The organism is Kitasatospora sp. NPDC005751 (genome assembly GCF_040630835.1).
GTDB lineage: Bacteria > Actinomycetota > Actinomycetes > Streptomycetales > Streptomycetaceae > Kitasatospora.
In genome coordinates, this window is record NZ_JBEXYC010000008.1 from 25,398 (window position 1) to 45,857 (window position 20,460).

Below are 20,460 nucleotides of genomic sequence, written 5' to 3' on the forward strand. Positions count from 1 at the left end.
GAGATGGACGAGAAGCGCACGGTCAGGACCAGCAAGGCGCTGTCCCGCGTCCTGCGGCACGAGCCCGAGCGGATCGGGATCACGCTGGACGAGGCCGGCTGGGTCGGGGTGGACGTGCTGCTCGCCGCGCTGGCGGCGAACGGCACCCGGCTGACCAGGTCCGAGCTGGACCACGTGGTGGCGACCAACAACAAGCGCCGCTTCGCCTACTCCGACGACGGTCTCTCGATCCGCGCCAGCCAGGGGCACACGGTGGCGGTCGACCTCGGTCTGGCCGCCGCCGAGCCGCCGGCCCGGCTGTTCCACGGCACCGCCTCCCGGAGCCTGGACGCGATATTCCGCCAGGGCCTGCGGCCGATGGCCCGCCAGGACGTCCACCTCTCGGCCGACACCGACACCGCGCTGCGGGTCGGCTCCCGGCACGGCCGGCCGGTGGTCCTGGCGGTCGACGCCGCCGCCATGGCGGCGGCCGGTCACACCTTCCGGATCAGCGCCAACGGCGTCTGGCTGACCGACGCGGTACCCCCGGAGTACCTCTCCCTACTCCATTAGGACGCGGCGTCCGCCCCCGGTCTCGTCGGCCGCCCCCGCGCGGCGTACCGTGAAGTGGCCGCGCCGCGAGGCACGGCAGGTGCGTGGACGAGGGCGGTAGGACATGGGCAAGAGCGCCGGCGGTGGACAGGTCCACCGGATCACGGGGGCACGCAGCAGCCTCACCGAGGACGTCCGGGGCCGACAGCGCCGCTACGTGGCCTCGATGCTGCTCCGCACCGTCTGCGTGCTGCTCGCGGTGGTCCTGTGGGACGTCCAGCGGGTGCTCGCGTTCGCCGCACTCGCGGGCGCGGTGCTGCTGCCCTACTTCGCGGTGCTGATCGCCAACGCCGGCCGCGAGCGGGCGCCGGGGCTGCCGAGCACCTTCGACGTACCGCCGGAGACCGTGCTGATGCTCGGCCCCGGTGGTACGGGTGGGGCCGGCGCTTCGCATGGTGCCGGTGTGGCACAGAGCGTGCCCACCGATTCTTCACAGCCATCGAGCTGACTGTCCGTTTTAGGGGGTTTTCCAGCGACTCCCTCGACAGAAAGCTCAAAAGAACCTCAGATTAATCATGCAAGACCTCCCCATGCTGGGGTCCTGCCGTGACATACTGCGTACGCGCTCCGCATCCCCCGTCGGAGCGACGGACCGACGCCGGGCGGCTCCCCCCGTGGCTGCCCGGCGTCGCCATGCCCGGACGCGCCGTCGCCGTCCGGGAGCGTGAAAGACTGGCGGTGCAGACGACCCGCTATCGCTGAGGACGGCACCATGGAATCCCCGGGCTCCCCGCAGACGCAGGCACCGGTCTGCTCGGCCAAGGGCTGCCGGGCGGACGCCCGGTGGGTGCTGGTCTGGAACAACCCGAAGCTGCACACCCCCGACCGCCGCAAGACCTGGGCGGCCTGCGGGGAGCACCGCGAGCACCTCTCGCAGTTCCTCGGCGTGCGCGGCTTCCTCAAGGAGGTCGTCGCCCTCGCCGACTGGACCGCGCCGGACGCGCCGGGCCCCGCCGAGCCGTCCGCGTAGCGTCCGGCGACAGGGCCCGGCGACAGGGCCCGGCGGTACGGAGCCGGTCAGCCGCCGATCGCGGACATCGGCCGCACGGGCTGCAGGAACTCCGGGGCGTCGATCCCGGCCCCGGCCTTCTTGCCCCACATCGCCGCACGCCAGAGCTCGGCGATCTCGTCGTCCCCGGCGCCCGACCGCAGCGCCGTCCGCAGGTCCGTCTCGCCGGTCGCGAACAGGCAGTTGCGGACCTGGCCGTCGGCGGTCAGCCGGGTGCGGTCGCAGGCGCGGCAGAACGGCCGGGTGACCGAGGCGATCACGCCGACCCGGCCCGGGCCGCCGTCCACCAGCCAGCGCTCGGCCGGAGCCGCGCCGCGGCGGTCCGAGGGCTCGGGGGTCAGCGTGAACCGGGTGGCGAGCCGTTCCAGGATCTCCCCGGCGGTCACCATCGACGAGCGGTCCCAGCCGTGCTGGGCGTCCAGCGGCATCTGCTCGATGAACCGCAGCTCGTAGCCCTCCGCCAGGCACCGGGCGAGCAGCTCGGGCGCCTCGTGGTCGTTGACCCCGCGCATCAGGACGGCGTTCAGCTTGACCGGCGTCAGCCCGGCGGCGACGGCGGCGCTCAGCCCGTCCAGCACGTCCTGGTGGCGGCGGCGACGGGTGAGGGTGTGGAAGGTGTCCGGGTCGAGGGTGTCGAGCGAGACGTTGACCCGGTCCAGCCCGGCGGCGCGCAGCGCCCCGGCGGTCCGGGCGAGGCCGATGCCGTTGGTGGTCAGCGAGAGTTCGGGGCGGGGTTCGAGCGCGGAGCAGGCGGCGACGATGCCGACCAGTCCCGGGCGCAGCAGCGGCTCACCCCCGGTGAACCGGACCTCCCGGACGCCGAGCTCGCGCACGGCGAGGCCGACCAGCCGGACGATCTCCTCGTCGGTGAGCAGGTCGGGCTTGGCCAGCCACTGCAGGCCCTCCTCGGGCATGCAGTAGGTGCAGCGCAGGTTGCACCGGTCGGTGAGGGAGACCCGCAGGTCGACGGCCTGCCGGCCGAAGGTGTCGAGCAGCACGGCGGTCCCTTCCCGTGAGTGTGCGGCCGGGAGTGCGGCCGGCCCGGTCCCCGCTCCCGCGGGGCCGGGCCAGCTTAGTCACCACCCGCCCGTCAGTGGGCGCCCAGCCCGGTCAGCGAGCGGACCTCCAGTTCAGCGTACTTCGCCGCGTCGGCCTTCTCCTTGGAGAGCAGGGTGCCGATCCAGCCGGCCAGGAAGCCGATCGGGATGGAGACCAGTCCGGGGTTCTCCAGCGGGAACCAGTGGAAGTCGGCGTCCGGGAAGAGCGAGGCCTTGCCGCCGGAGACGACCGGCGAGAAGAACACCAGCGTCACCGAGCTGACCAGCCCGGCGTAGACCGAGCTGACCGCGCCGGTCGTGGTGAAGCGCTTCCAGAACAGCGAGTAGAGCAGCGTGGGCAGGTTGGCGGAGGCGGCCACCGCGAAGGCCAGCGCGACCAGGGCGGCGGTGTTGAGCTTCCCCGCGAAGAGGCTGAGCACGATGGCGACCGCGCCGATCGCGACCGCGGCCCACTTGGCCGAGAGGATCTCCTCCTTCTCGGACGCCTTGCCGCGCCGGATGACGTTGGCGTAGAGGTCATGGGCGAAGGAGGCCGAGGAGGCCAGGGTGAGGCCTGCCACCACGGCCAGGATGGTGGCGAAGGCCACCGCCGAGATCACCGCGAGCAGGATCGCGCCACCGGTGGTGCCCGGGCCGCCGCCGAGCTGCTCGGCGAGCTGCGGGGCGGCGGTGTTGCCGGCCGGGTTGGCCGCCTTGATCGCCTTGGGGCCGACCAGCGCGGCCGCGCCGAAGCCGAGCGCCAGGGTCATCAGGTAGAAGCCGCCGATGATGCCGATCGCCCAGAGCACGGACTTCCGGGCGGCCTTGGCGGTGGGGACGGTGTAGAAGCGGACCAGGATGTGCGGCAGGCCCGCGGTGCCGAGCACCAGCGCGATCCCGAGGCTGAGGAAGTCGAGCTTGGTCGTCCCGTTCACCCCGTACTTCAGCCCCGGTTCGAGGAACGCGGCGCCCTTGCCACTGGCGTCGGCGGCGGCGCCGAGCAGCGCGGAGGGGTTGAAGTGGTACTTGGCCAGCACCAGGACGGTCATCAGCGCGGTGCCCGCGATCAGCAGCACCGCCTTGACGATCTGCACCCAGGTGGTGCCCTTCATGCCCCCTATCACCACGTAGATCACCATCAGGGCGCCGACCGCGACGATGGTCAGCCGCTTGGCGCCGTCCCCGCTGACGCCGAGCAGCAGGGCGACCAGCGTGCCGGCGCCGACCATCTGGGCGAGCAGGTAGAAGATCGACACCACGATGGTGGAGATGCCCGCGGCGGTCCGGACGGGGCGCTGCTTCATCCGGAAGGCCAGGACGTCGGCCATGGTGTAGCGGCCGGAGTTGCGCAGCGGTTCGGCGACCAGCAGCAGGGCGACCAGCCAGGCGACCAGGAAGCCGATCGAGTAGAGGAAGCCGTCGTAGCCGGAGAGCGCGATGGCGCCGGCGATGCCGAGGAAGGACGCGGCGGACATGTAGTCACCGGAGATGGCCAGGCCGTTCTGGAACCCGGTGAAGCTCCGGCCGCCGGCGTAGAAGTCGGCGGCGCCCTTGGTCTGCCGTCCGGCCCAGACGGTGATGCCGAGGGTGGCCAGGACGAAGAACCCGAACAGGGTCATCGTCAGACCGCGGTGCTCGGTGGCGGAGCTGGCGAGCAGGGTCATTCGGCGGCCTCCCGGGGAGCGTGGACCACGGCGCCCTGGGCTTCGCGGATCGCGGCGGCGGGCGGGTCGAGCCGCCGGTCCGCGTAGCGCGCGTACCAGGCCGCGATGGCGAAGGTGGTGACGAACTGCAGCAGCCCCAGCACCAGGGCGACGTTGATGTGCCCGGCCACCTTGGTGCCCATGAGGCCGGGGGCGTAGCTGGAGAGCAGGACGTAGAGCAGGTACCAGAGGACGAAGCCGATGGTGACCGGGAAGGCGAAGCTCCGGAACGAGCTTCGAAGGGTGCGGAACTCCTCGCCCTCTTCAATGAGTTGGACTTCGGTAGGGGCAGTGGTGATCGGCGGCGATTCCACGCTGTCTCCTCACTCCTTCGGCGTAGTGGTCGCACCAGTGGAACGATCGGACGTGAGGGGCGTCACAGTCCGGATGCGCGCCGCGCAATGCTAGGAGGGTCGTGCCCGCTCCGAAAGGGGTTGTCCGTGACCAGCCATCCGTTCACCCGCTCGCGCTAGTCAATTGGCCGAAAACCATCACTTCCCGACTACGGGAAGGGCGGCACCGATGTGCGGTGCCGCCCTTCGTGGAGCCTGTGGTGACGATGCGTCAGAAAGCGATCCGTACCTTCAGCGCGGAGCGGTCGTCCATCGCCCGGTAGCCGTCCGGGACACCGTCCAGGTCGACGGTGCGGTCGAAGACCAGGCCGGGCTCGATGGCGCCGGAGAGGACGTCCGGCAGCAGCTCGGGGATGTACGCGCGGGCCGGCGCGACTCCGCCCCTGAGCGAAACGTTTCGGCCGAACATCTGGCCGATGTCCACGCCGGCGCTACCGCCGTGCGGGACGCCCACGTACCCGACCGCGCCGCCGTCCCGGGCGATCGAGATCGCGGTCCGCATCGACTCCTCGGTACCGACGGCCTCCAGCACGGCGTGCGCGCCCTGTCCCCCGGTCAGCTCCTTGACCGCCTCGATCGCCGCCTCGCCGCGCTCGGCGACCACGTCCGTCGCGCCGAAGCGCCGGGCCAGGTCGGTACGGGCGGTGTGCCGGCCGAGCGCGATGATCCGGCCCGCGCCGAGCCGGTGCGCCGCCAGGACGCCGCACAGGCCGACCGCGCCGTCGCCGACCACCGCGACGGTGGCACCGGCGCGCACGCCCGCCGTGACGGCCGCGTGGTGGCCGGTGGCCATCACGTCGGAGAGGGCGAGCAGGTTCGGCAGCAGCTTCTCGTCACCCGCCGCCTCGCCGGGCAGCCGCACCAGGGTGCCGTCGGCGAACGGCACGCGCACGGCCTCGCCCTGGCCGCCGTCCGAGCCGACCTCGCCCCAGAAGCCGCCGTGCGGGCAGGAGGTCTGCAGGCCCTCGCGACAGAAGTCACACGTGCCGTCCGACCAGACGAACGGGGCGACCACGAAGTCGCCCGGGCGCACGTCGCGGACCTCGGTGCCGACCTCCTCGACCACGCCGAGGAACTCGTGCCCGATCCGCTGCCCGGCCGTCCGCGCCGCCACGCCCCGGTAGGCCCAGAGGTCGCTGCCGCAGATACAGGCGTTCACCACGCGCACCACGGCATCGGTCGGGCGTTGGATCACCGGGTCCGGCACCTCCTCGATCCGGATGTCGTTCGGGCCGTGGATCACGGTGGCGCGCATGGGGGATTCGTCCTTCGCAGAGACGGCCGCGTGGGGGTGTGGTGCGGCCGGGGGATATTCGACTGGGTGTACGACGAATACGCGTCCCACTCTATTCCGGCCGACCGGTACGAACATTTCGGCCGAGCCCGGTCGCGACGGCGCTTATTCTGTTTGACCATGCATGCGATCCAGCCCGAGACGAACGGCGCGCCGCGGACCGTCCCCGTCCCCGCCCAGCGCTCCGCCGCCCCCGACGAGGGCTTCGCGGTGGTCGACGTCGAGACCACCGGGCTCGGCCGCTCGGACCGCGTCATCTCGGCCGGCCTCTACCAGCTGGACGCCGACGGGGAGGTCACCGACCACTGGTACACGCTGGTCAACCCCGGCCGCGATCCCGGCCCGGTCTGGATCCACGGCCTCACCGACGACGTGCTGGCGGGCGCGCCCACCTTCCCGGAGATCGCCGACGAGTTCGCCGAGCGGCTGCGCGGCCGGGTGATGGTCGCCCACAACGCGCTCTTCGACTGGAACATGATCTCCCGCGAATTCTCCCGGGCCGGCCTGCGCGCCCCGGTGGACCAGCGGCTCTGCACCATGGTCCTCTCCCGCGACCTGCGGCTGCCGCTGCCCAACGGCAAGCTGGCCTCGCTCGCGGCGTACTTCGGCGTCCGCCAGCGCCAGGCGCACAACGCCCTCGACGACGCCCGGGTGCTGGCCGAGGCGTTCCGGCCCAGCCTGCACCTGGCGCGCTCGGGGGGCGTCCCACTGCCGCTGCAGACCTGTGTGGCCGTCACCGACCTCGGCGCGGAGGAGCCCGCCTCCCCCGCCCGCGGCTCCTGGACCGGCGCCTCCTACCGGCAGGCCAGGAAGCGCCCGCCGTGCCCCTACCCGAACCCGGGACGCTGGGAGGACGGCAAGCCGCTGGTGCAGGGCATGCGGGTGGCGTTCACCGGCGACACCGCGACCGACCGCGAGGTGCTGGAGGACCGCGCGGTGGAGGCCGGCCTGCACATCGCCTCCTCGGTGAGCCGGCTCACCAGCCTGCTGGTCACCAACGAGCCCGGGGGCTGGAGCGGCAAGGCCCGCAAGGCCCGCGAGGTCGGCACGCCGGTCCTCGGCGAGGACGCCTTCCTGCATCTGCTGCGCGAGGTCGCCCCGCACCCCGGTGCGTGATCCGGTTGTGAGGTGGGCGTACCGTGCCCGTGTGTACCGTTTTCTGCTCTCGCGGCGCTGGGTGATCACGCTGCTGATCGCCCTGCTGCTGATCCCCACCACCATCCGGCTGGGGTTCTGGCAGCTGCACCGCCACGAGGCACGCGTGGCCCGCAACGAGCTCATCGCCCAGGCACTCACCGACCGGCCGGTCCCGTTCGACACGCTGTCGGGCTCGCCCGGCTTCACCGTCCCCAAGGACCTGACCTGGCGGACGGTGACGGCGACCGGGGAGTACGACCCGGCGCACGAGTTCGTGGTCCGCAAGCGGACCGGTTCCGGCGGGGACAAGATCGGCTACTTCGTCGTCACCCCGCTCCGGCTCTCCGACGGCAAGGGCAGCGTCCTGGTCAACCGCGGCTGGGTGGCGTCCGGCGGCTCCGCCACCGAGTACCCGCAGGTGCCGGCCGCGCCGGCCGGGGAGGTCACCCTCACCGGCCGCCTGCGCGCCGACGAGACCGCGGCCGGCAGCGGCATCCGGGACCGGGCCGGCCTGCCGGACCGGCAGTTCAATCTGATCAGCACCGAGCAGCAGGCCGGCGAGACCGGCGCCACCCTGCTCGGCGGCTACCTGGAGCTCACCGCCACCACCCCGGCCCCGGCCGACCAGCCCGAGCTGCTGCCCGAGCCCAACCACTCCGACATCGGCCCGCACATGGCGTACGCGGTCCAGTGGTGGCTGTTCACGGCGATGATCCCGGTCGGCTTCTGGGTGATGGTGCGCCGCGAGGCCAAGGACCGCGCCAAGGAGGCCGCCGAGGCCGAGGTGGAGCAGGAGAGCGTGCCGGCGTAGCCCGCGAGCTACAGCACGTCCTCCAGTTCGCGCAGCAGCCGCACCTTGGCCCGGGCGCCGACCATGGACTTCACCGGCTCACCGCCCCGGAAGACCATCAGTGTCGGCATCGACAGGACCCCGTACGCGGCCTGGGTCTGCGGATTGTGGTCCACGTCCACGGTGACCACCGTGAGCCGGTGCGCCTGCTCCTTCGCGATGTCGGCCAGCACCGGCACCATCTGGCGGCACGGCGGGCACCAGTCCGCCGTGAACTCCACCAGGACCGGCCCTTCGGCCCCCAGCACCTCGGTCGCGAACGTGTCGTCCGTGACCTCCGGCACTCCAGCGATCTTCCCCATCTACCGCTCCTCCCACTCGACTGCCAACTCACACTGCGGCGTCTGCCAGGCGGCCTCGGCCGCCAGCTCGTCACGGGCCTGCTCGGCCCGGGCGAACTGCTCGGCCACCTGCGTACGGACCTCCTGGAGCCGGGTGATGCACTCGTCCAGCTCGGCCAGCTTGCGCCGGTAGACCTCCAACGAGGCCGGGCAGGAGTCCCCCTCCGGGTGGCCCGCCCGCAGGCACTCGACGAACGGGCGGGTCTCCTCCAGTTCGAAACCGAAGTCCTGGAGCGTGCGGATCTGCTTCAGCAGCCGCAGATCGTCCTCGCCGTACGCGCGGTAGCCGTTGCCGGCCCGTCGGGCGGGTAAGAGCCCGAGCTGCTCGTAGTACCGCAGCGCCCGGGTGGTCGTCCCCGCCCGCTCCGCCAGCTCACCGATCCGCATGACCGCACCCGTTCCTTCCGACCGCCGTTCGAACGCCGTCGGGTACGACGGTAGACCTTGACGCGGGCGTCAAGGCCAGCTCCCGGACGCGGTCGGCCGAAACTCGCCGCCGCCCCGGGCCGCGGCGGCCGCCGTGCCCCCTACCCCGCCGCTCCCCCGACCCGGCAGGATGGGAGCCATGGATCTTGGACTGAAGGACACGGTGTACGTGGTCACCGGCGCCACCCGGGGCCTCGGCCTGGCGGCCGCCCGCGAGCTCGCCGCCGACGGCGCCCGGGTGCTGGTCAGCGGGCGGAACAAGGAGTCCGTCGACGCGGCGGTGGCCGAACTCGACGCCCTCGGCGGCAGCGGCGCGGCGCACGGCCTGGTCGCCGACAACGCGGACCCGGAGACCGCCGGGCGGCTGCTCGGCGCGGCCGTGGAGCGCTTCGGCCGACTGGACGGCGTGCTGATCAGCGTCGGCGGCCCGCCGCCCGGCCCGGTGAGCGCCGCCCCCGAGGAGGCCTGGCGCGGCGCCTTCGAGTCGGTCTTCCTCGGCGCCCTGCGGCTGGCCCGGGCCGCGGCCGAGGCGCTCGGCGAGGGCGGTGTGATCGGCTTCGTGCTCTCCGGTTCGGTCCGCGAGCCGATCCCCGGCCTGGGCATCTCCAACGGGCTGCGGCCGGGCCTGGCGATGGCCGCCAAGTCGCTCGCCGACGAGCTGGGCCCGCGCGGGATCCGGGTGGTCGGCCTGCTCCCGGCCAGGATCGACACCGACCGGGTCCGCGAACTGGACGCCCTCGGCGGCGACCCCGCCGCCGCCCGGGCCCGCAACAGCGCCGGCATCCCGCTCCGCCGCTACGGCACCCCGGCGGAGTTCGGGAAGGTCGCCGCCTTCGCGCTCTCCCCCGCCGCCTCCTATCTGACCGGTGTGATGATCCCGGTCGACGGCGGCGCCCTGCGCGGGCTCTGAGCCACCCGCCGGAGCCGGTCGCGGGCGGTTAGTCGACCCGCGGACGCCGACGCCGGCCGCCGCGCCCGCGCGCGGCGGCCGGCTTCGCCGCCTGCACCCGCACCCGGAGTTCGGCGGGCAGCTCGGCCAGGCCGAGGCTGGCGCGGGCGTCACCGCGCGGGCCGGTCTCGAAGTGCTCCACCAGCTCCGCCGGGTCACCGCCCGGGGTCAGCCGCACGGCCGCCCGCAGCCGCTGCCGACCGGAGCCCCGCAGCAGCCGGACGCTGACCCGTTCGACCTCCGGAAGGGCCACCGTCCCGGTCTCCAGCGCCTCCTCCAGGGCCCGGGTGCGCAGCCGCAGCCGCAGTCCGCCCACCCCCGGCGTGGGGAGGACGACGGTCGCCGGGCCGCTGCGGCGCAGCTGGGCGAAGAGCCACCAGCCGGTACCGAGGACGACCAGGACCAGCCCGGCGGTCACGGCCGGCCACCACCACGTCTCGTCGGACCAGCGGGTCCGCGAGCTGGAGCTGACCACCGGCTGGTCCGGCGAGGTGAGCGGCCACCGGCTCGGCGGATCCACCCCCAGCCGTGCGTAGAGGTCGAGCCCGCCGGCCAGCACCAGCAGGCCGACCGCCAGCAGCAGCACGGCGGCGGCGCCCAGCAGCACCCGGTTGACGGTGGACCGACTCACCGCACCATCACCACCCCTCCTCGTCCGACCTTCACCCGCGTGTCCGTCCTCCGCCGCCCGGCTCCGGGCGGTGTCCCGCTCATCCGACCCCGCCGACCCCGCCGACCCCGCCGGCCGCCGCCGTGCCCGGGACCGCCGCGGTGCCGTCCGGCGGCCCGGGCACGGCGCCGTCGCCCGCGCCGCCCCCGCCCCGCTTCGCCCGGACGTCGAGGCGCAGCGGCCGGGCCAGGCTGATCTTCCCGAGCTCCGCGCGCAGCTGCCGCTGCACCGAGGCCGGGTCGGCCGGGCCCGTGAGCACCGCCTTCACCCGGCGGCGGTTGACCCGGACGGTGAGGTGCTCGATGCCCGGCAGTCCGGCCGCCCGGTCGTGCAGGAGGGTGCCGACGCCGGCGCGGTCGATGGCGGCGGAGGTCCCGCCGAGCGGGCGCAGCGGCAGCCAGCGGCGCAGCCCGGGGGCGAGGGCGAGCCAGAGCAGCCAGGCCCCGAGCAGGACGGCCGCCCCGGCGCCGACGAGCACCCAGGGGTCGTCCAGGTGGCGGGTGGCCAGTTCGTCCGCGACCTCGGCCCGCCAGCGGCGGGCGGCGTGCCCGGTGCGCACGGCGATCACGTCGTAGAGCAGTGCGGCGCCGACCACCAGCACGACGGTGGCGACGACTACGGCGGCGACCGTGCGGGGGGCCCGCAGCCGGGGCACCTTGACCGTGACCGGCTCGGGCTCGCCGGCCTCCGGCGGGAGAGCACTCGCCCCGCTCAAACCCGGCGGCGACGACCCCGGCGGGAGAGCGCCCGACCCACCCGAACCCGGCGGCGACGACCCCGGCGGGAGAGCGCCCGGCGGAACGGCGTCCGGTGTCGGCCCGGTCGTCACCGCGGCCCCCCGGTGACCAGTCGTTCGACGACCACCACCACCTCGCCGACCCGCGTCCCGGTCAGACCGCCGACCTGCGCGGCGATCCGCTCCCGGACGGCCCGGGCGAGCGCGGCGAGGTCGGCGGGGAACGGCAGCTCGACGGAGACCCGGACGGTGACGGTGCTGCCCGGCACGGCGACCGAGACCTTCGGCGGCGCACCCCGCTCCGTCCGGCCGCGCCACGCGTCGTCGAGCGCCTCACGGGCGGCCCGGGCGGCGATCCGGGCGTAGACCCGGTCGGCCACCCGCAGCCGCCCGCGGACGCCGGGCTCGCGGCGGCGGGCGGCGGGGGTGACCGCGGTGGTGGAGGTGGCCGAGGTGGCAGGGGTGACGGGGGACGCCATCAGCGGCGCCGGTCGCGGCCGCGCAGCAGGTCGCCGAGATCACCGATCTCGATGTCGCCCTCCAGCAGGCGCCCGACCACGAAGCCGACCACGCCCAGCGCGGCCACCAGCAGGAACGCCGCGAAGCCGCCGAAATAGCCGGCGAAGCCGAGGGCCATACCCACCACCAGGCCGACGATGGCCAGGTTCATCCGCTACTCCTCGTCTTCCACTGCTGCTGTCCCCCGACGGGGCTACTTCAACTTGGGCCGCTGTCCGGAGGGGACGCTCTCCTCTTCCTCCTCCTCGACGTCCGGCTCGTCGGGCAGATGGACGTCGTTGACCGCGATGTTGACCTCGACGACCTCCAGGCCGGTCATCCGCTCCACCGCGTCGATGATGTTCTCCCGTACCTGACGGGCCAGTTCGGGGATGACCACGCCGTACTCGACGACCAGGGCGATGTCGATGGCGGTCTGCTTCTCCCCCACCTCGGCCTTGATCCCTCGCCCGACGGCGGACTTGCCGCCGGGCACCCGGTCGCGCATCGCGCCGAAGGTCCGGGACAGGCCGGAGCCGAGGGCGTGGATGCCGGAGACCTCGCGGGCGGCCATGCCGGCGATCTTCTCGACCACACCGACGGCCAGGGCGGTACGGCCGCGGTCGGTCACCCCCCGGCCGGTGTCGGCCGCCGGGGCGACCGGTCCGGGCGCGGCGGAGGGGTTCTTGTGCATGGTGGCGGGCGTCGGAGTGTCAGGCATGGGTGGTTCTCCCGTCGTACGGCTCCAGCTATATCGCAAATCGCTCCAACTCTGGCATTTCGCCACGATTCGCGCCCCCGGAGCGGCGACCGGGGGAGCCGCGACGCCGAAGGCCCGGCTCCGGGGGCGGTCCCCCGGAGCCGGGCCTTCGGCGTGCTCGTGCGGTCAGTCGCCGATGCCGGCCAGATCGCGCAGGCGGCGAGCCTGTGCCGCCCGTTCGGCCGAACGCTGCTCGTCGTACGAGCGTCCGCCCGCACCCTGGAGCAGCGCCTTGGTCTCGATGACGGCGCTGCGCGGGGCGGCGAGCAGCGCGGCGGCGAGGTCGCGGGCGGCGGCGTCCAGCTCCGCGCCGGGGACGGCCAGGTTGGCCAGCCCGATCGCGGTGGCCTCCTCGGCGCCGACCCAGCGGCCGGTCGCGCAGATCTCCAGCGCCCGGGCGTAGCCGACGAGCTCGGTGAGCGGCTTGGTGCCGGCCAGGTCGGGGACGAGACCGAGCGAGGTCTCCTTCATGGCGAACCGGGCGTCGTCGGCGACCACGCGCAGGTCGCAGCCGAGGGCGAGCTGGAAGCCGGCGCCGACGGCGTGGCCCTGGACGGCGGCGATCGTGACCACGTCGGGCCGGCGCCACCAGGAGAAGGCCTCCTGGTAGTACGCGATGGTGTCGTCGAGGTCCTTGTCCTCGGCGGCGGCCAGCTGGAGGAAGGTGACCTCGCCGGGGATCCCCTCGGGGGTGAACATCGCGCGGTCCAGGCCGGCCGAGAAGGAGAGGCCCTCGGCGCGCAGCAGCACCACCCGGACGGCGCCGGGCAGCTCCCGGCCGACTGCGGCCAGCGCGCGCCACATCGCGGGCGACTGGGCGTTGCGCCGTTCGGGCTGACAGAGGGTGACGACGGCGAGTTCGCCGTCGATCTCCAGGCGGACGCCGTCCTGCTCCCAGCTCGGGGCCTGCGGGTCGGTGGCGGGGGCGGTCATGCGGGGACCTCCGGTGGCGAGGGACTTGGCTACCGGAGAGTAACAAAACTGGGCGCGCTGCGGCAGGGCAGCGGCGCCCAGTGTTTCGGACGGGTCCGGGCCGGGCCCGGACGGACGGCGGCGGGCATGACGATCGGCGGCCGGTTCGCTCCGACCGGAGGCGGACGACCGACGTCGTCCATCCGGCCCGCGCCCTGCCGCCGAGTCATCCGTCGAAGAACTGACGGACCGTCAGGAGCTGGCTCCAGCAGTAGCTTTGTTCTTGCCCCGCGTGGCACCGCCGCGGCCCCGGAGGATCACTCCGGACTCGCTCAGCATCCGGTGCACGAAGCCGTACGAGCGACCGGTCTCCTCCGCGAGAGCGCGAATGCTCGCCCCGGAGTCGTACTTCTTCTTGAGATCGGCCGCGAGCTTCTCACGCGCGGCACCGGTCACCCGGCTGCCCTTTTTCAGAGTCTCGGCCACCCGTGCCTCCTCGTAGCGTTGCTCGGTCAGATTCCCATGATCACCCATCCACAGCCTCCTGGCCACCCATTCGACAAGGTCGATGCCGGGAATGCGCGTTCCGTCGGTGGTGATCCGAGCGCACAAGGGCGCTCACGCAGAGTGCACGCCCCCGGAGCGATACCGCCATTCGGCGCGAAAGAGCTGATCAGCAGTGTCGGCCCGACCACGATCGAGTGGCGGGCCGACGGAAGCTTCTCAAACGGAATCCCGGACCTCTTCATTCCCGGACACGCCGTAAGTACTAGTCTTTCTGGTCCGAAAAGTGGACGAGGCGTCTACTCCAGGCCGGCGGAGGCCGGACCGGATCAAGGGAGCCGGATCAGGCGAGCGAGACCAGGTCGTTGTAGGCCGGGCTCCAGAGGTCCTCCACGCCGTCCGGCAGCAGGATGATCCGCTCCGGCTGGAGCGCGTCGACCGCGCCCTCGTCGTGGGTCACCAGCACGACCGCGCCGCTGAACTCGCGCAGCGCGCCCAGGATCTCCTCGCGGCTGGCCGGGTCGAGGTTGTTGGTGGGCTCGTCGAGCAGCAGCACGTTGGCGCTGGAGACCACCAGCGAGGCCAGCGCCAGCCTGGTCTTCTCACCACCGGAGAGCACCCCGGCCGGCTTGTCGACGTCGTCGCCGGAGAACAGGAAGGAGCCGAGGATCTTGCGGATCTGGACCAGGTCGGTGTCGGGCGCCGAGGAGCGCATGTTCTCCAGCACCGTGCGCTCCGGGTCCAGGGTCTCGTGCTCCTGGGCGTAGTAGCCGATCTTCAGGCCGTGGCCCGGGATCACCTCGCCGGTGTCCGGCTTCTCCACCCCGGCCAGCATCCGCAGCAGGGTGGTCTTGCCCGCGCCGTTGAGGCCCAGCACCACGACCCGCGAGCCGCGGTCGATGGCCAGGTCCACGCCGGTGAAGATCTCCAGCGAGCCGTAGGACTTGGAGAGGTCGGCGGCGGTCAGCGGGGTCTTCCCGCAGGGCGCCGGGTCCGGGAAGCGCAGCTTGGCGACCTTGTCGTTCAGCCGGACCTGCTCCAGGCCGGACAGCAGCTTCTCCGCACGGCGGGCCATGTTCTGCGCGGCCACCGTCTTGGTCGCCTTGGCACGCATCTTGTCGGCCTGCGCGTTCAGGGTCGCGGCCTTCTTCTCCGCGTTGGCCCGCTCGCGCTTGCGGCGCTTCTCGTCGTCCTCGCGCTGCTGCTGGTACTGCTTCCAGCCCATGTTGTAGACGTCGATCGCGGAGCGGTTGGCGTCCAGGTAGAAGACCTTGTTGACGACCGTCTCGACCAGCTCGACATCGTGCGAGATGACGATGAAGCCGCCCTTGTAGGTCTTCAGGAAGTCCCGCAGCCAGGCGATCGAGTCGGCGTCGAGGTGGTTGGTGGGCTCGTCGAGCAGCAGCACGTCGGAGTCCGAGAAGAGGATCCGGGCCAGCTCGACGCGGCGGCGCTGACCACCGGAGAGGGTGTGCAGCTGCTGTTCGAGGATGCGGTCCGGCAGGCCCAGCGCGGCGGCGATGGTGGCGGCCTCGGCCTCGGCGGCGTACCCGCCCTTGGTGAGGAACTCCGTCTCCAGGCGCGAGTACTTCTTCATCGCGTTGTCCCGGGTGGCGCCCTTGCCGTTCGCCATCCGCTCCTCGTTCTCGCGCATCTTCTTCAGCACGCTGTCGAGGCCGCGGGCGGAGAGGATGCGGTCCTTGGCGAGGACGTCGAGGTCACCGGTGCGCGGGTCCTGCGGGAGGTAGCCGACCTCACCGGAGCGGGTGACCGTGCCCGAGGCCGGCAGGCCCTCGCCGGCCAGCACCTTGGTGAGCGTGGTCTTCCCGGCGCCGTTGCGCCCGACCAGACCGATCCGGTCACCCGGGGCGACCTTGAAGCTCGCGGACTCGATCAGGATGCGGGCGCCGGCGCGCAGCTCAAGGGCGTTGGCGGAAATCATGGCTGGGACTACTCCTGGGACGTGGGCGGGCGCCTGGGCATGGCACAGGGCCGGGGCAGCGGAAGGGGGCGACGTCGGCAGACCGGCGGACCGCCCGGGGGCGGCGCCGCTCGTCCGCTAGTGCCCGGAGAGAACAGCCATGACGGCAAGTCTACCGGGCCCCGTGACGGGGCCCGGAGGCTTTTACCGCCGGGGTACCGGTCTCAGGACTGCGGGGCGTCCTCCGCGGCGTCGCAGCTGCCCTGCGGGCGGACGGCGGCGAAGGGCTCGGCCGGGCTGCCGCAGGCCGCCTCGGGGGCCGCCGCCTGGGTGTCGAACACCTTGGGGCCGACGATCGGACCGTCCGAGATCAGCACCCGGCGGCCGTCCAGGGCCTTCAGCGACACCCCCGGGCCGGCGGCCAGCTGCCAGCCGGTGCTGTCCAGCCGGTAGCCGGTGATGCCGCCGGAGACCGGCTGGCCGGTGCTGTTGGCGCAGCTGCGCGGCACGAGCACCGCGAAGTCGGTGCCCACCGTGCGGGTCGGGTCGTAGACGCAGTTGCCGGCCGGCTTGGAGTTGTAGCGGAGGTCACCGTCGGCGTCGCGGAAGCCCATGGTCAGCTCGGGGGTGACCACGGCCACCCAGGGCGCGGACTGCTGGACGGTGTGCAGGGCCGCCGCGGCGCGCTCCCGCTGGAGCTGCCTGCGCTGCTCGTCGGTCCGCTTCTCGGCGCCCGGCTCGCCCTGGCCGCTCATCCAGTCCGCCAGGCCGGGTACCGCGCGGTGCCAGCGCACCTCGTGGTCGCCGGGGCGCACCGAGGTGACCAGGCCGTCGTCCCAGACCACCACGGCGTTCTCGCCCGCCATCGCCAGGTACAGCGCGGTGGCGCCCTCCCGGCGGTAGGACCAGGCGGGCTCGCCGGTGTCCCGGTTGTGGGCCTCCAGGCCGGGGCCCACCTTCAGCTCCAGACCGTCCGCGCCCAACGACTGCGAGTTGACCGGGCTGGCGTCCGCGCCGCCCGGCCCGGCCACCCGGTCACCGAACGGCACCGGCTTGTTGGCATGCGCGGCCGCGCCCGCCACAAGGACCAGCAGGACCGCCAGGGCAGGGAGGATCGATCGGGGGGTGAGGACACGCAGCGGCTTCCAGGACACGGGCGGAGCGTACCTTTCGGCACCGTCACGAGTCAGCCGGACCCGGCCGGACGGCGGGGCGGCGCGGGCGCGGCCGGCCGATTCGCGCCCTTCGCCGGATCCGCCCGCCCACCTGCGCCGTCGGACCCGCGGCCGCCCGGGAGGCGCTCCGGGCGGGCGGCCGCGGTACGGCCTCCAGGGCCGTCCGGACTGTTACAGAGGTGATACACGGCACGTTGCGGCAGACGGCGTTCGAATACCGCCCACTTTAGGGTGACATTCGGCTTTTCCGACGCCTGCGGGGCCTACTGTCTGCGAGCGGGGTATCACGGTCCGTCCCGCTGTCCCCGCCCCGTGACGCCGGAGGAGAGACCATGCGACTCGGCCGCCTGACGCTGGCTGCCGCCGCCCTGCTGATGCTGACCACCGCGAGCGTCCCCACCGGGACCCCGCTCAGCCAGACCGAACGGCACGCCCTCTCCTCGGACGCGTTCCAGCCCCGCGGCGCCGCCCCCCGGCCGGTCGTCCAGCGGCCGAAGCACGAGGCCCCGTTCGGTGCCTTCGTCGGCTCGTGGGACAAGTACATCCCCCAGCTGGGCCGCTACGCGCAGTGGCTGAACAACGCCAACGTGCAGGTCGGCCACACCTATCTGGCCGGCAACAGCTGGGCGGACGTCGAGGGCGAGCCGGTGGTGCTCGGCATGTGGTCGCAGTGGCGGCTGGCCGACCCCTCCCGGATGCTGATCCTCGGCGTCCCGATGCTGGTGCCCAGCGAGGCCGCCGTGCCGGACGGCGAGGTGGCCAAGCTGCTCGCCCAGGGCGCCCGGGGGGACTTCGACCGGCACTTCCTGCGGCTCGCCCGCCGGCTGGTGGCGCTCGGCGGGGCGGACACCGTGCTCACCCTCGGCTGGGAGATGAACGGCACCACCTACACCCACCGCTGCAAGCCCGACCCGACCGCCTGGAAGGCGTACTGGCGGCGGATCGTCTCCGTGATGCGCTCGGTGCCCGGTCAGCGGTTCCGCTTCGACTTCACCCCCAACCGGGGGCTGGACGCGATCCCGTGGACCAAGTGCTACCCCGGCGACGACGTGGTCGACATCATCGGCATGGACAGCTACGACCAGCCCGCCGGCGCCACCTTCGACGACTACGTCCGCGAGCCGTACGGGCTGCAGGACCAGGTCGAGTTCGCCGCCAAGCGCGGCAAGCCGGTCTCGTACCCGGAGTGGGGGCTGTTCCGCAACGGCGACAACCCGGAGTTCGTGCAGCGGATGGTGGAGTGGATCCGCACCCACGACACCAGCTACCAGACGGTCACCGACTACTGCCCGCACGGGTTCTGGCAGTGCGCGCAGAACCCGCGCTCCAGCAGCCGGTTCAAGCAGCTGATGGCCGGGTCCCAGGGGGCCCCGGTCACCGCTGTGCCGGCACCGCCGGCGGTCACCCCGCAGCCGGGGGCCGCCGGGTCGGGCTCGCCGGGCGCCTCGCCGGCCGCGGCCGCCTCCGGAACCCCCTCCGCACCGGCCTCGCCGTCCGCGCCACCGTCCCCCTCGCCCGCCACGCCGCCCTCACCGTCCGCCGCACCCGCGCCGGGCGGGCTGCCGGCCCGGCGCTGAAGGCGGGCGGCCGGCCCCGCAGGCGGGGCGGGGCTCAGCTCCGCCGGCGGGCCGCCAGCGCCTCCTTGAGCCTCGGCAGCCGGGTGCGCAGGACGTGCACCGCGACCTGCCGGGCCCGGACCGAGCCGGCCCGGGCGGCGGCCGCCGGCGCCGGCCCGCGCGGACCGAACAGCAGCCGCTGGTTGAACAGCTGGTCCGGCCGCCAGCGCTGCTTGTAGGGCTCCTGGCCGCGCAACAGGCTGAGCAGCGGGATCCCGGCGTCGACCGTCGCGTCCAGCGCCGCCCCGAACAGCAGACCGGCGATGTCCAGGCGCTCGCGCAGCCGGGGGTGCGCGCCGTACAGGTAGAGACCGCCGAAGGACGGGCAGAGCAGCAGCAGGTTCACCGCGACCAGCTCGCCGTCCAGCCAGTACTGGTGCACCGCGGCGCGGCCGGTGGCGACCAGGCCGGTGGTGGACTCGGCGAGGTGCCGGGCGAACCGCCCGGTGCGGTGCTCCGGGGTGACGCCGCGCTCGTGCCACTGCTCGAAGTGCAGTCGGAGCAGCCCCTCCAGGGCCTCGGGCACCTCCTCCGGGGGCGTCGAACGGACCTCGACCCCGGCCTCGGCGATCTTGCGGAGCTTCACCCGGCTGCGCTGGGCGGTCTTGCCGGGCACCCGCTTGAGCAACTGCTCCATCGGGACGGCCGGCAGGTACTGGCAGAGCGAGTCGCCGAACCGGCGCCGCCGGCCCCGCCACTGCTCGAAGACCCGCTGGACGGCCGCCTCGGGGTGCACCTCGCGCAGCTCCAGGCTGTGCCAGGGGCGGGTGAGCGGCAGGGCCGCGGCGAACTCGGCCGCCGCGCGATCGGCGCAGGAGTCGTCGAGCAGGATGTCGGTGAAGTCGATCAGCCCGTCGCCGAGGCCGGTCAGCCCGCCGAGCGGGCCGGGGCGCCGCCGGAACGCTCCCGCGCCGACCAGCCGGCCGTTCCGGCGGACCAGCAGGACCAGCAGGTCGCCCGGGCGGCCGTACTGGCGCCACCAGGAGCGCTGCCAGACCGCGGCCTGGAAGAAGGTGGCCGTCCGGCAGCGGGTGACCAGGTCGTCCCACTCCTCGGCGAGGACGTCCAGGGCATCGTCCTCGCGGTGCAGCTCGGTGGTCCAGCGGGGCGCGCCGGCCTGGGCGGGGAAACCGGTGGTGGCCGGCGCCTCGGTGCTCATCGACCGCTCCCGGCGGCGCTCTTCTCCTTGGCCGGGGCCTTCTCGGCGGGCGACTTCCCGCCGGCCGCCTTCCCGCTCGTGGGCTGCGCCGGGGCGGCCTGCTCGGGGACGGCCTGCCCGGTGCCGGGCCGCTCCGCCGCGGCCGGTTCGGCCGGGGCCGGGGCCTCGGCCGTCGGGGCCTCCTCGGCGCGCGGGCGCGGGGTGGCCGGGGCGGCGGGCTCCGTGCCGGGCGTCGCCACGGCGGCCGGACCGGCCTCACCGCCCCGGCGGCGGGTCATCATGACCAGCGCGCCGATCAGCACCCCGGCGGCGGCGCCGACCGCGACGTCCAGCTGCGCGGACGGCGTGGTCGGCTTGTCGGGCTCGGCGGCGGGGGCCAGCGGGACCAGCCGGACGCCGGTCTCCTTGCTGCTGGTGTTGGCGAAGGCGACCAGCGACCGGGCGACCGCGTCGGCGGCCAGCACCGCCTCCCGGGGCCGCGCGCCGGTGCCGGTGATCTCGATCATCGGGGCGTCCGGGGAGGTGGTGCCGTGCACCAGGGTCTCCAGTTCGGTGCGGCTGTGCCCGGTCTCGGCGGCGGCGGCCGCGAGCACCTGGGGCTGACCGGCCAGCCGGCCGTACGCCTGGGCGAAGTTGATCGCCGAGGCGCTCTCCCCCTGGTTCTCCGGCACCACGATCACATAGGAGTTGGCGGCGTACGAGGGGTGCGCGACGACGGCGTACCCGGCGCCGGCGGCGGCGCCCAGCGGCACCGCGAGGACCACCGGCCACCAGCGGCGGGCCAGGCTGCGGACGCTTCGGCGCGGTTCGGACATGGGG

The 20,460-nt window shown here is 73.7% G+C and carries 24 protein-coding genes; 7 read left to right on the forward strand and 17 right to left on the reverse strand.

All coding sequences use genetic code 11. From position 1 onward, the window contains the following. Positions 1–3 precede the first annotated feature (3 nt). From ABZ497_RS10935 to ABZ497_RS10945, 3 genes are all read left to right on the forward strand, one after another. On the forward strand, positions 4–552 hold the full coding sequence (locus ABZ497_RS10935) for an RNA 2'-phosphotransferase (RefSeq protein ID WP_359804349.1): 549 nt from the start codon (positions 4–6) through the stop codon (positions 550–552). Positions 553–655: 103 nt separating this feature from the next. Next, a complete protein-coding gene (locus tag ABZ497_RS10940) occupies positions 656–1,039 on the forward strand; it encodes a DUF3099 domain-containing protein (protein WP_359804350.1) in 384 nt (127 codons plus the stop codon). A gap of 264 nt (positions 1,040–1,303) precedes the next feature. Next, on the forward strand, positions 1,304–1,561 hold the full coding sequence (locus ABZ497_RS10945; protein WP_329490133.1) for a hypothetical protein: 258 nt from the start codon (positions 1,304–1,306) through the stop codon (positions 1,559–1,561). Between the two features lie 47 nt (positions 1,562–1,608). Here ABZ497_RS10945 and moaA read toward each other — a convergent pair whose 3' ends face one another. The 4 genes from moaA to ABZ497_RS10965 all read right to left on the reverse strand — a co-directional run bounded on the left by moaA (position 1,609) and on the right by ABZ497_RS10965 (position 5,948). Next, positions 1,609–2,598 (reverse strand): GTP 3',8-cyclase MoaA, encoded by a 990-nt coding sequence (moaA, locus tag ABZ497_RS10950; protein ID WP_359804351.1) that lies wholly within the window; start codon positions 2,596–2,598, stop codon positions 1,609–1,611. Positions 2,599–2,690: 92 nt separating this feature from the next. Beyond that, positions 2,691–4,301: a cation acetate symporter gene (locus tag ABZ497_RS10955; RefSeq protein WP_359804352.1), complete on the reverse strand. Its 1,611-nt coding sequence runs from the start codon at positions 4,299–4,301 to the stop codon at positions 2,691–2,693. Beyond that, positions 4,298–4,654 carry a DUF485 domain-containing protein gene (locus ABZ497_RS10960; protein WP_329490130.1) on the reverse strand — a complete coding sequence of 119 codons (357 nt, stop codon included), beginning with the start codon at positions 4,652–4,654 and terminating at the stop codon, positions 4,298–4,300. Before ABZ497_RS10960 ends, ABZ497_RS10955 begins: the two co-directional genes overlap by 4 nt. A gap of 250 nt (positions 4,655–4,904) precedes the next feature. Next, positions 4,905–5,948: a zinc-dependent alcohol dehydrogenase family protein gene (locus ABZ497_RS10965; RefSeq protein ID WP_329490129.1), complete on the reverse strand. Its 1,044-nt coding sequence runs from the start codon at positions 5,946–5,948 to the stop codon at positions 4,905–4,907. A gap of 159 nt (positions 5,949–6,107) precedes the next feature. On the opposite strand from ABZ497_RS10965, the gene ABZ497_RS10970 reads away from it, so the two are divergent. Both ABZ497_RS10970 and ABZ497_RS10975 read left to right on the forward strand, forming a co-directional pair. Next, positions 6,108–7,103 (forward strand): DEDDh family exonuclease, encoded by a 996-nt coding sequence (locus tag ABZ497_RS10970; RefSeq protein ID WP_329490128.1) that lies wholly within the window; start codon positions 6,108–6,110, stop codon positions 7,101–7,103. Positions 7,104–7,134: 31 nt separating this feature from the next. After that, positions 7,135–7,935, forward strand: coding sequence for an SURF1 family protein (locus tag ABZ497_RS10975; protein ID WP_329490127.1), 801 nt, complete (start codon positions 7,135–7,137; stop codon positions 7,933–7,935). Between the two features lie 8 nt (positions 7,936–7,943). Here ABZ497_RS10975 and ABZ497_RS10980 read toward each other — a convergent pair whose 3' ends face one another. Together ABZ497_RS10980 and ABZ497_RS10985 are read right to left on the reverse strand one after the other, a co-directional pair. Continuing rightward, the gene (locus ABZ497_RS10980; protein WP_329490126.1) at positions 7,944–8,276 is read right to left on the reverse strand and encodes a thioredoxin domain-containing protein; all 333 of its coding nucleotides are present in this window, start codon (positions 8,274–8,276) and stop codon (positions 7,944–7,946) included. Then, entirely contained in the window at positions 8,277–8,702 is a 426-nt protein-coding gene (locus ABZ497_RS10985; protein ID WP_329490125.1) for a MerR family transcriptional regulator, read from the reverse strand. It lies immediately after the preceding gene. 178 nt (positions 8,703–8,880) lie between these two features. Here ABZ497_RS10985 and ABZ497_RS10990 point away from each other — a divergent pair, with 178 nt between their 5' ends. Continuing rightward, entirely contained in the window at positions 8,881–9,651 is a 771-nt protein-coding gene (locus tag ABZ497_RS10990; RefSeq protein ID WP_329490124.1) for an SDR family oxidoreductase, read from the forward strand. Between the two features lie 28 nt (positions 9,652–9,679). On the opposite strand, the gene ABZ497_RS10995 is transcribed toward ABZ497_RS10990, so the two are convergent. From ABZ497_RS10995 to ABZ497_RS11035, 9 genes are all read right to left on the reverse strand, one after another. Next, positions 9,680–10,321 carry an alkaline shock response membrane anchor protein AmaP gene (locus ABZ497_RS10995; protein ID WP_329490123.1) on the reverse strand — a complete coding sequence of 214 codons (642 nt, stop codon included), beginning with the start codon at positions 10,319–10,321 and terminating at the stop codon, positions 9,680–9,682. Positions 10,322–10,400: 79 nt separating this feature from the next. Further along, positions 10,401–11,075, reverse strand: coding sequence for a DUF6286 domain-containing protein (locus ABZ497_RS11000; RefSeq protein ID WP_359804353.1), 675 nt, complete (start codon positions 11,073–11,075; stop codon positions 10,401–10,403). A gap of 110 nt (positions 11,076–11,185) precedes the next feature. After that, the gene (locus tag ABZ497_RS11005; protein WP_359804354.1) at positions 11,186–11,575 is read right to left on the reverse strand and encodes a hypothetical protein; all 390 of its coding nucleotides are present in this window, start codon (positions 11,573–11,575) and stop codon (positions 11,186–11,188) included. After that, on the reverse strand, positions 11,575–11,766 hold the full coding sequence (locus tag ABZ497_RS11010) for a hypothetical protein (RefSeq protein ID WP_329490120.1): 192 nt from the start codon (positions 11,764–11,766) through the stop codon (positions 11,575–11,577). Before ABZ497_RS11010 ends, ABZ497_RS11005 begins: the two co-directional genes overlap by 1 nt. Before the next feature lie 42 nt (positions 11,767–11,808). Beyond that, positions 11,809–12,315: an Asp23/Gls24 family envelope stress response protein gene (locus tag ABZ497_RS11015; RefSeq protein ID WP_329490119.1), complete on the reverse strand. Its 507-nt coding sequence runs from the start codon at positions 12,313–12,315 to the stop codon at positions 11,809–11,811. A 165-nt stretch (positions 12,316–12,480) separates the two neighbouring features. Next, positions 12,481–13,287 (reverse strand): enoyl-CoA hydratase/isomerase family protein, encoded by an 807-nt coding sequence (locus ABZ497_RS11020; RefSeq protein ID WP_352288345.1) that lies wholly within the window; start codon positions 13,285–13,287, stop codon positions 12,481–12,483. A 231-nt stretch (positions 13,288–13,518) separates the two neighbouring features. Next, the gene (locus ABZ497_RS11025; RefSeq protein WP_049658450.1) at positions 13,519–13,752 is read right to left on the reverse strand and encodes a helix-turn-helix domain-containing protein; all 234 of its coding nucleotides are present in this window, start codon (positions 13,750–13,752) and stop codon (positions 13,519–13,521) included. Between the two features lie 361 nt (positions 13,753–14,113). After that, positions 14,114–15,712, reverse strand: a complete 1,599-nt coding sequence (locus tag ABZ497_RS11030; RefSeq protein WP_329490117.1) for an ABC-F family ATP-binding cassette domain-containing protein — start codon at positions 15,710–15,712, stop codon at positions 14,114–14,116. A 203-nt stretch (positions 15,713–15,915) separates the two neighbouring features. Beyond that, positions 15,916–16,845, reverse strand: a complete 930-nt coding sequence (locus ABZ497_RS11035; protein WP_359804355.1) for a hypothetical protein — start codon at positions 16,843–16,845, stop codon at positions 15,916–15,918. A gap of 353 nt (positions 16,846–17,198) precedes the next feature. Here ABZ497_RS11035 and ABZ497_RS11040 point away from each other — a divergent pair, with 353 nt between their 5' ends. Beyond that, the gene (locus tag ABZ497_RS11040) at positions 17,199–18,443 is read left to right on the forward strand and encodes a glycosyl hydrolase (RefSeq protein WP_359804356.1); all 1,245 of its coding nucleotides are present in this window, start codon (positions 17,199–17,201) and stop codon (positions 18,441–18,443) included. 34 nt (positions 18,444–18,477) lie between these two features. Here the strand turns inward: ABZ497_RS11040 and ABZ497_RS11045 are convergent, their stop codons facing one another. Next, the gene (locus ABZ497_RS11045) at positions 18,478–19,641 is read right to left on the reverse strand and encodes a GNAT family N-acetyltransferase (RefSeq protein WP_359804357.1); all 1,164 of its coding nucleotides are present in this window, start codon (positions 19,639–19,641) and stop codon (positions 18,478–18,480) included. Beyond that, entirely contained in the window at positions 19,638–20,456 is an 819-nt protein-coding gene (locus ABZ497_RS11050) for a Wzz/FepE/Etk N-terminal domain-containing protein (protein ID WP_359804358.1), read from the reverse strand. Before ABZ497_RS11050 ends, ABZ497_RS11045 begins: the two co-directional genes overlap by 4 nt. Between the last annotated feature and the right edge of the window lie 4 nt (positions 20,457–20,460).

Excerpts from the sequence above, each read along its gene's own strand:
- ABZ497_RS11040 (WP_359804356.1), top strand. The coding sequence starts at position 17,199 with ATGCGACTCGGCCGCCTGACGCTGGCTGCCGCCGCCCTGCTGATGCTG.
- ABZ497_RS10985 (WP_329490125.1), bottom strand. The coding sequence starts at position 8,702 with ATGCGGATCGGTGAGCTGGCGGAGCGGGCGGGGACGACCACCCGGGCG.
- ABZ497_RS11050 (WP_359804358.1), bottom strand. The coding sequence starts at position 20,456 with ATGTCCGAACCGCGCCGAAGCGTCCGCAGCCTGGCCCGCCGCTGGTGG.
- ABZ497_RS11005 (WP_359804354.1), bottom strand. The coding sequence starts at position 11,575 with ATGGCGTCCCCCGTCACCCCTGCCACCTCGGCCACCTCCACCACCGCG.
- ABZ497_RS10990 (WP_329490124.1), top strand. The coding sequence starts at position 8,881 with ATGGATCTTGGACTGAAGGACACGGTGTACGTGGTCACCGGCGCCACC.
- ABZ497_RS10935 (WP_359804349.1), top strand. The coding sequence starts at position 4 with ATGGACGAGAAGCGCACGGTCAGGACCAGCAAGGCGCTGTCCCGCGTC.
- ABZ497_RS10970 (WP_329490128.1), top strand. The coding sequence starts at position 6,108 with ATGCATGCGATCCAGCCCGAGACGAACGGCGCGCCGCGGACCGTCCCC.
- ABZ497_RS10980 (WP_329490126.1), bottom strand. The coding sequence starts at position 8,276 with ATGGGGAAGATCGCTGGAGTGCCGGAGGTCACGGACGACACGTTCGCG.
- ABZ497_RS10965 (WP_329490129.1), bottom strand. The coding sequence starts at position 5,948 with ATGCGCGCCACCGTGATCCACGGCCCGAACGACATCCGGATCGAGGAG.
- ABZ497_RS11015 (WP_329490119.1), bottom strand. The coding sequence starts at position 12,315 with ATGCCTGACACTCCGACGCCCGCCACCATGCACAAGAACCCCTCCGCC.
- ABZ497_RS10940 (WP_359804350.1), top strand. The coding sequence starts at position 656 with ATGGGCAAGAGCGCCGGCGGTGGACAGGTCCACCGGATCACGGGGGCA.
- ABZ497_RS11010 (WP_329490120.1), bottom strand. The coding sequence starts at position 11,766 with ATGAACCTGGCCATCGTCGGCCTGGTGGTGGGTATGGCCCTCGGCTTC.
- ABZ497_RS11030 (WP_329490117.1), bottom strand. The coding sequence starts at position 15,712 with ATGATTTCCGCCAACGCCCTTGAGCTGCGCGCCGGCGCCCGCATCCTG.
- ABZ497_RS10945 (WP_329490133.1), top strand. The coding sequence starts at position 1,304 with ATGGAATCCCCGGGCTCCCCGCAGACGCAGGCACCGGTCTGCTCGGCC.
- ABZ497_RS11045 (WP_359804357.1), bottom strand. The coding sequence starts at position 19,641 with ATGAGCACCGAGGCGCCGGCCACCACCGGTTTCCCCGCCCAGGCCGGC.
- ABZ497_RS11020 (WP_352288345.1), bottom strand. The coding sequence starts at position 13,287 with ATGACCGCCCCCGCCACCGACCCGCAGGCCCCGAGCTGGGAGCAGGAC.
- ABZ497_RS10955 (WP_359804352.1), bottom strand. The coding sequence starts at position 4,301 with ATGACCCTGCTCGCCAGCTCCGCCACCGAGCACCGCGGTCTGACGATG.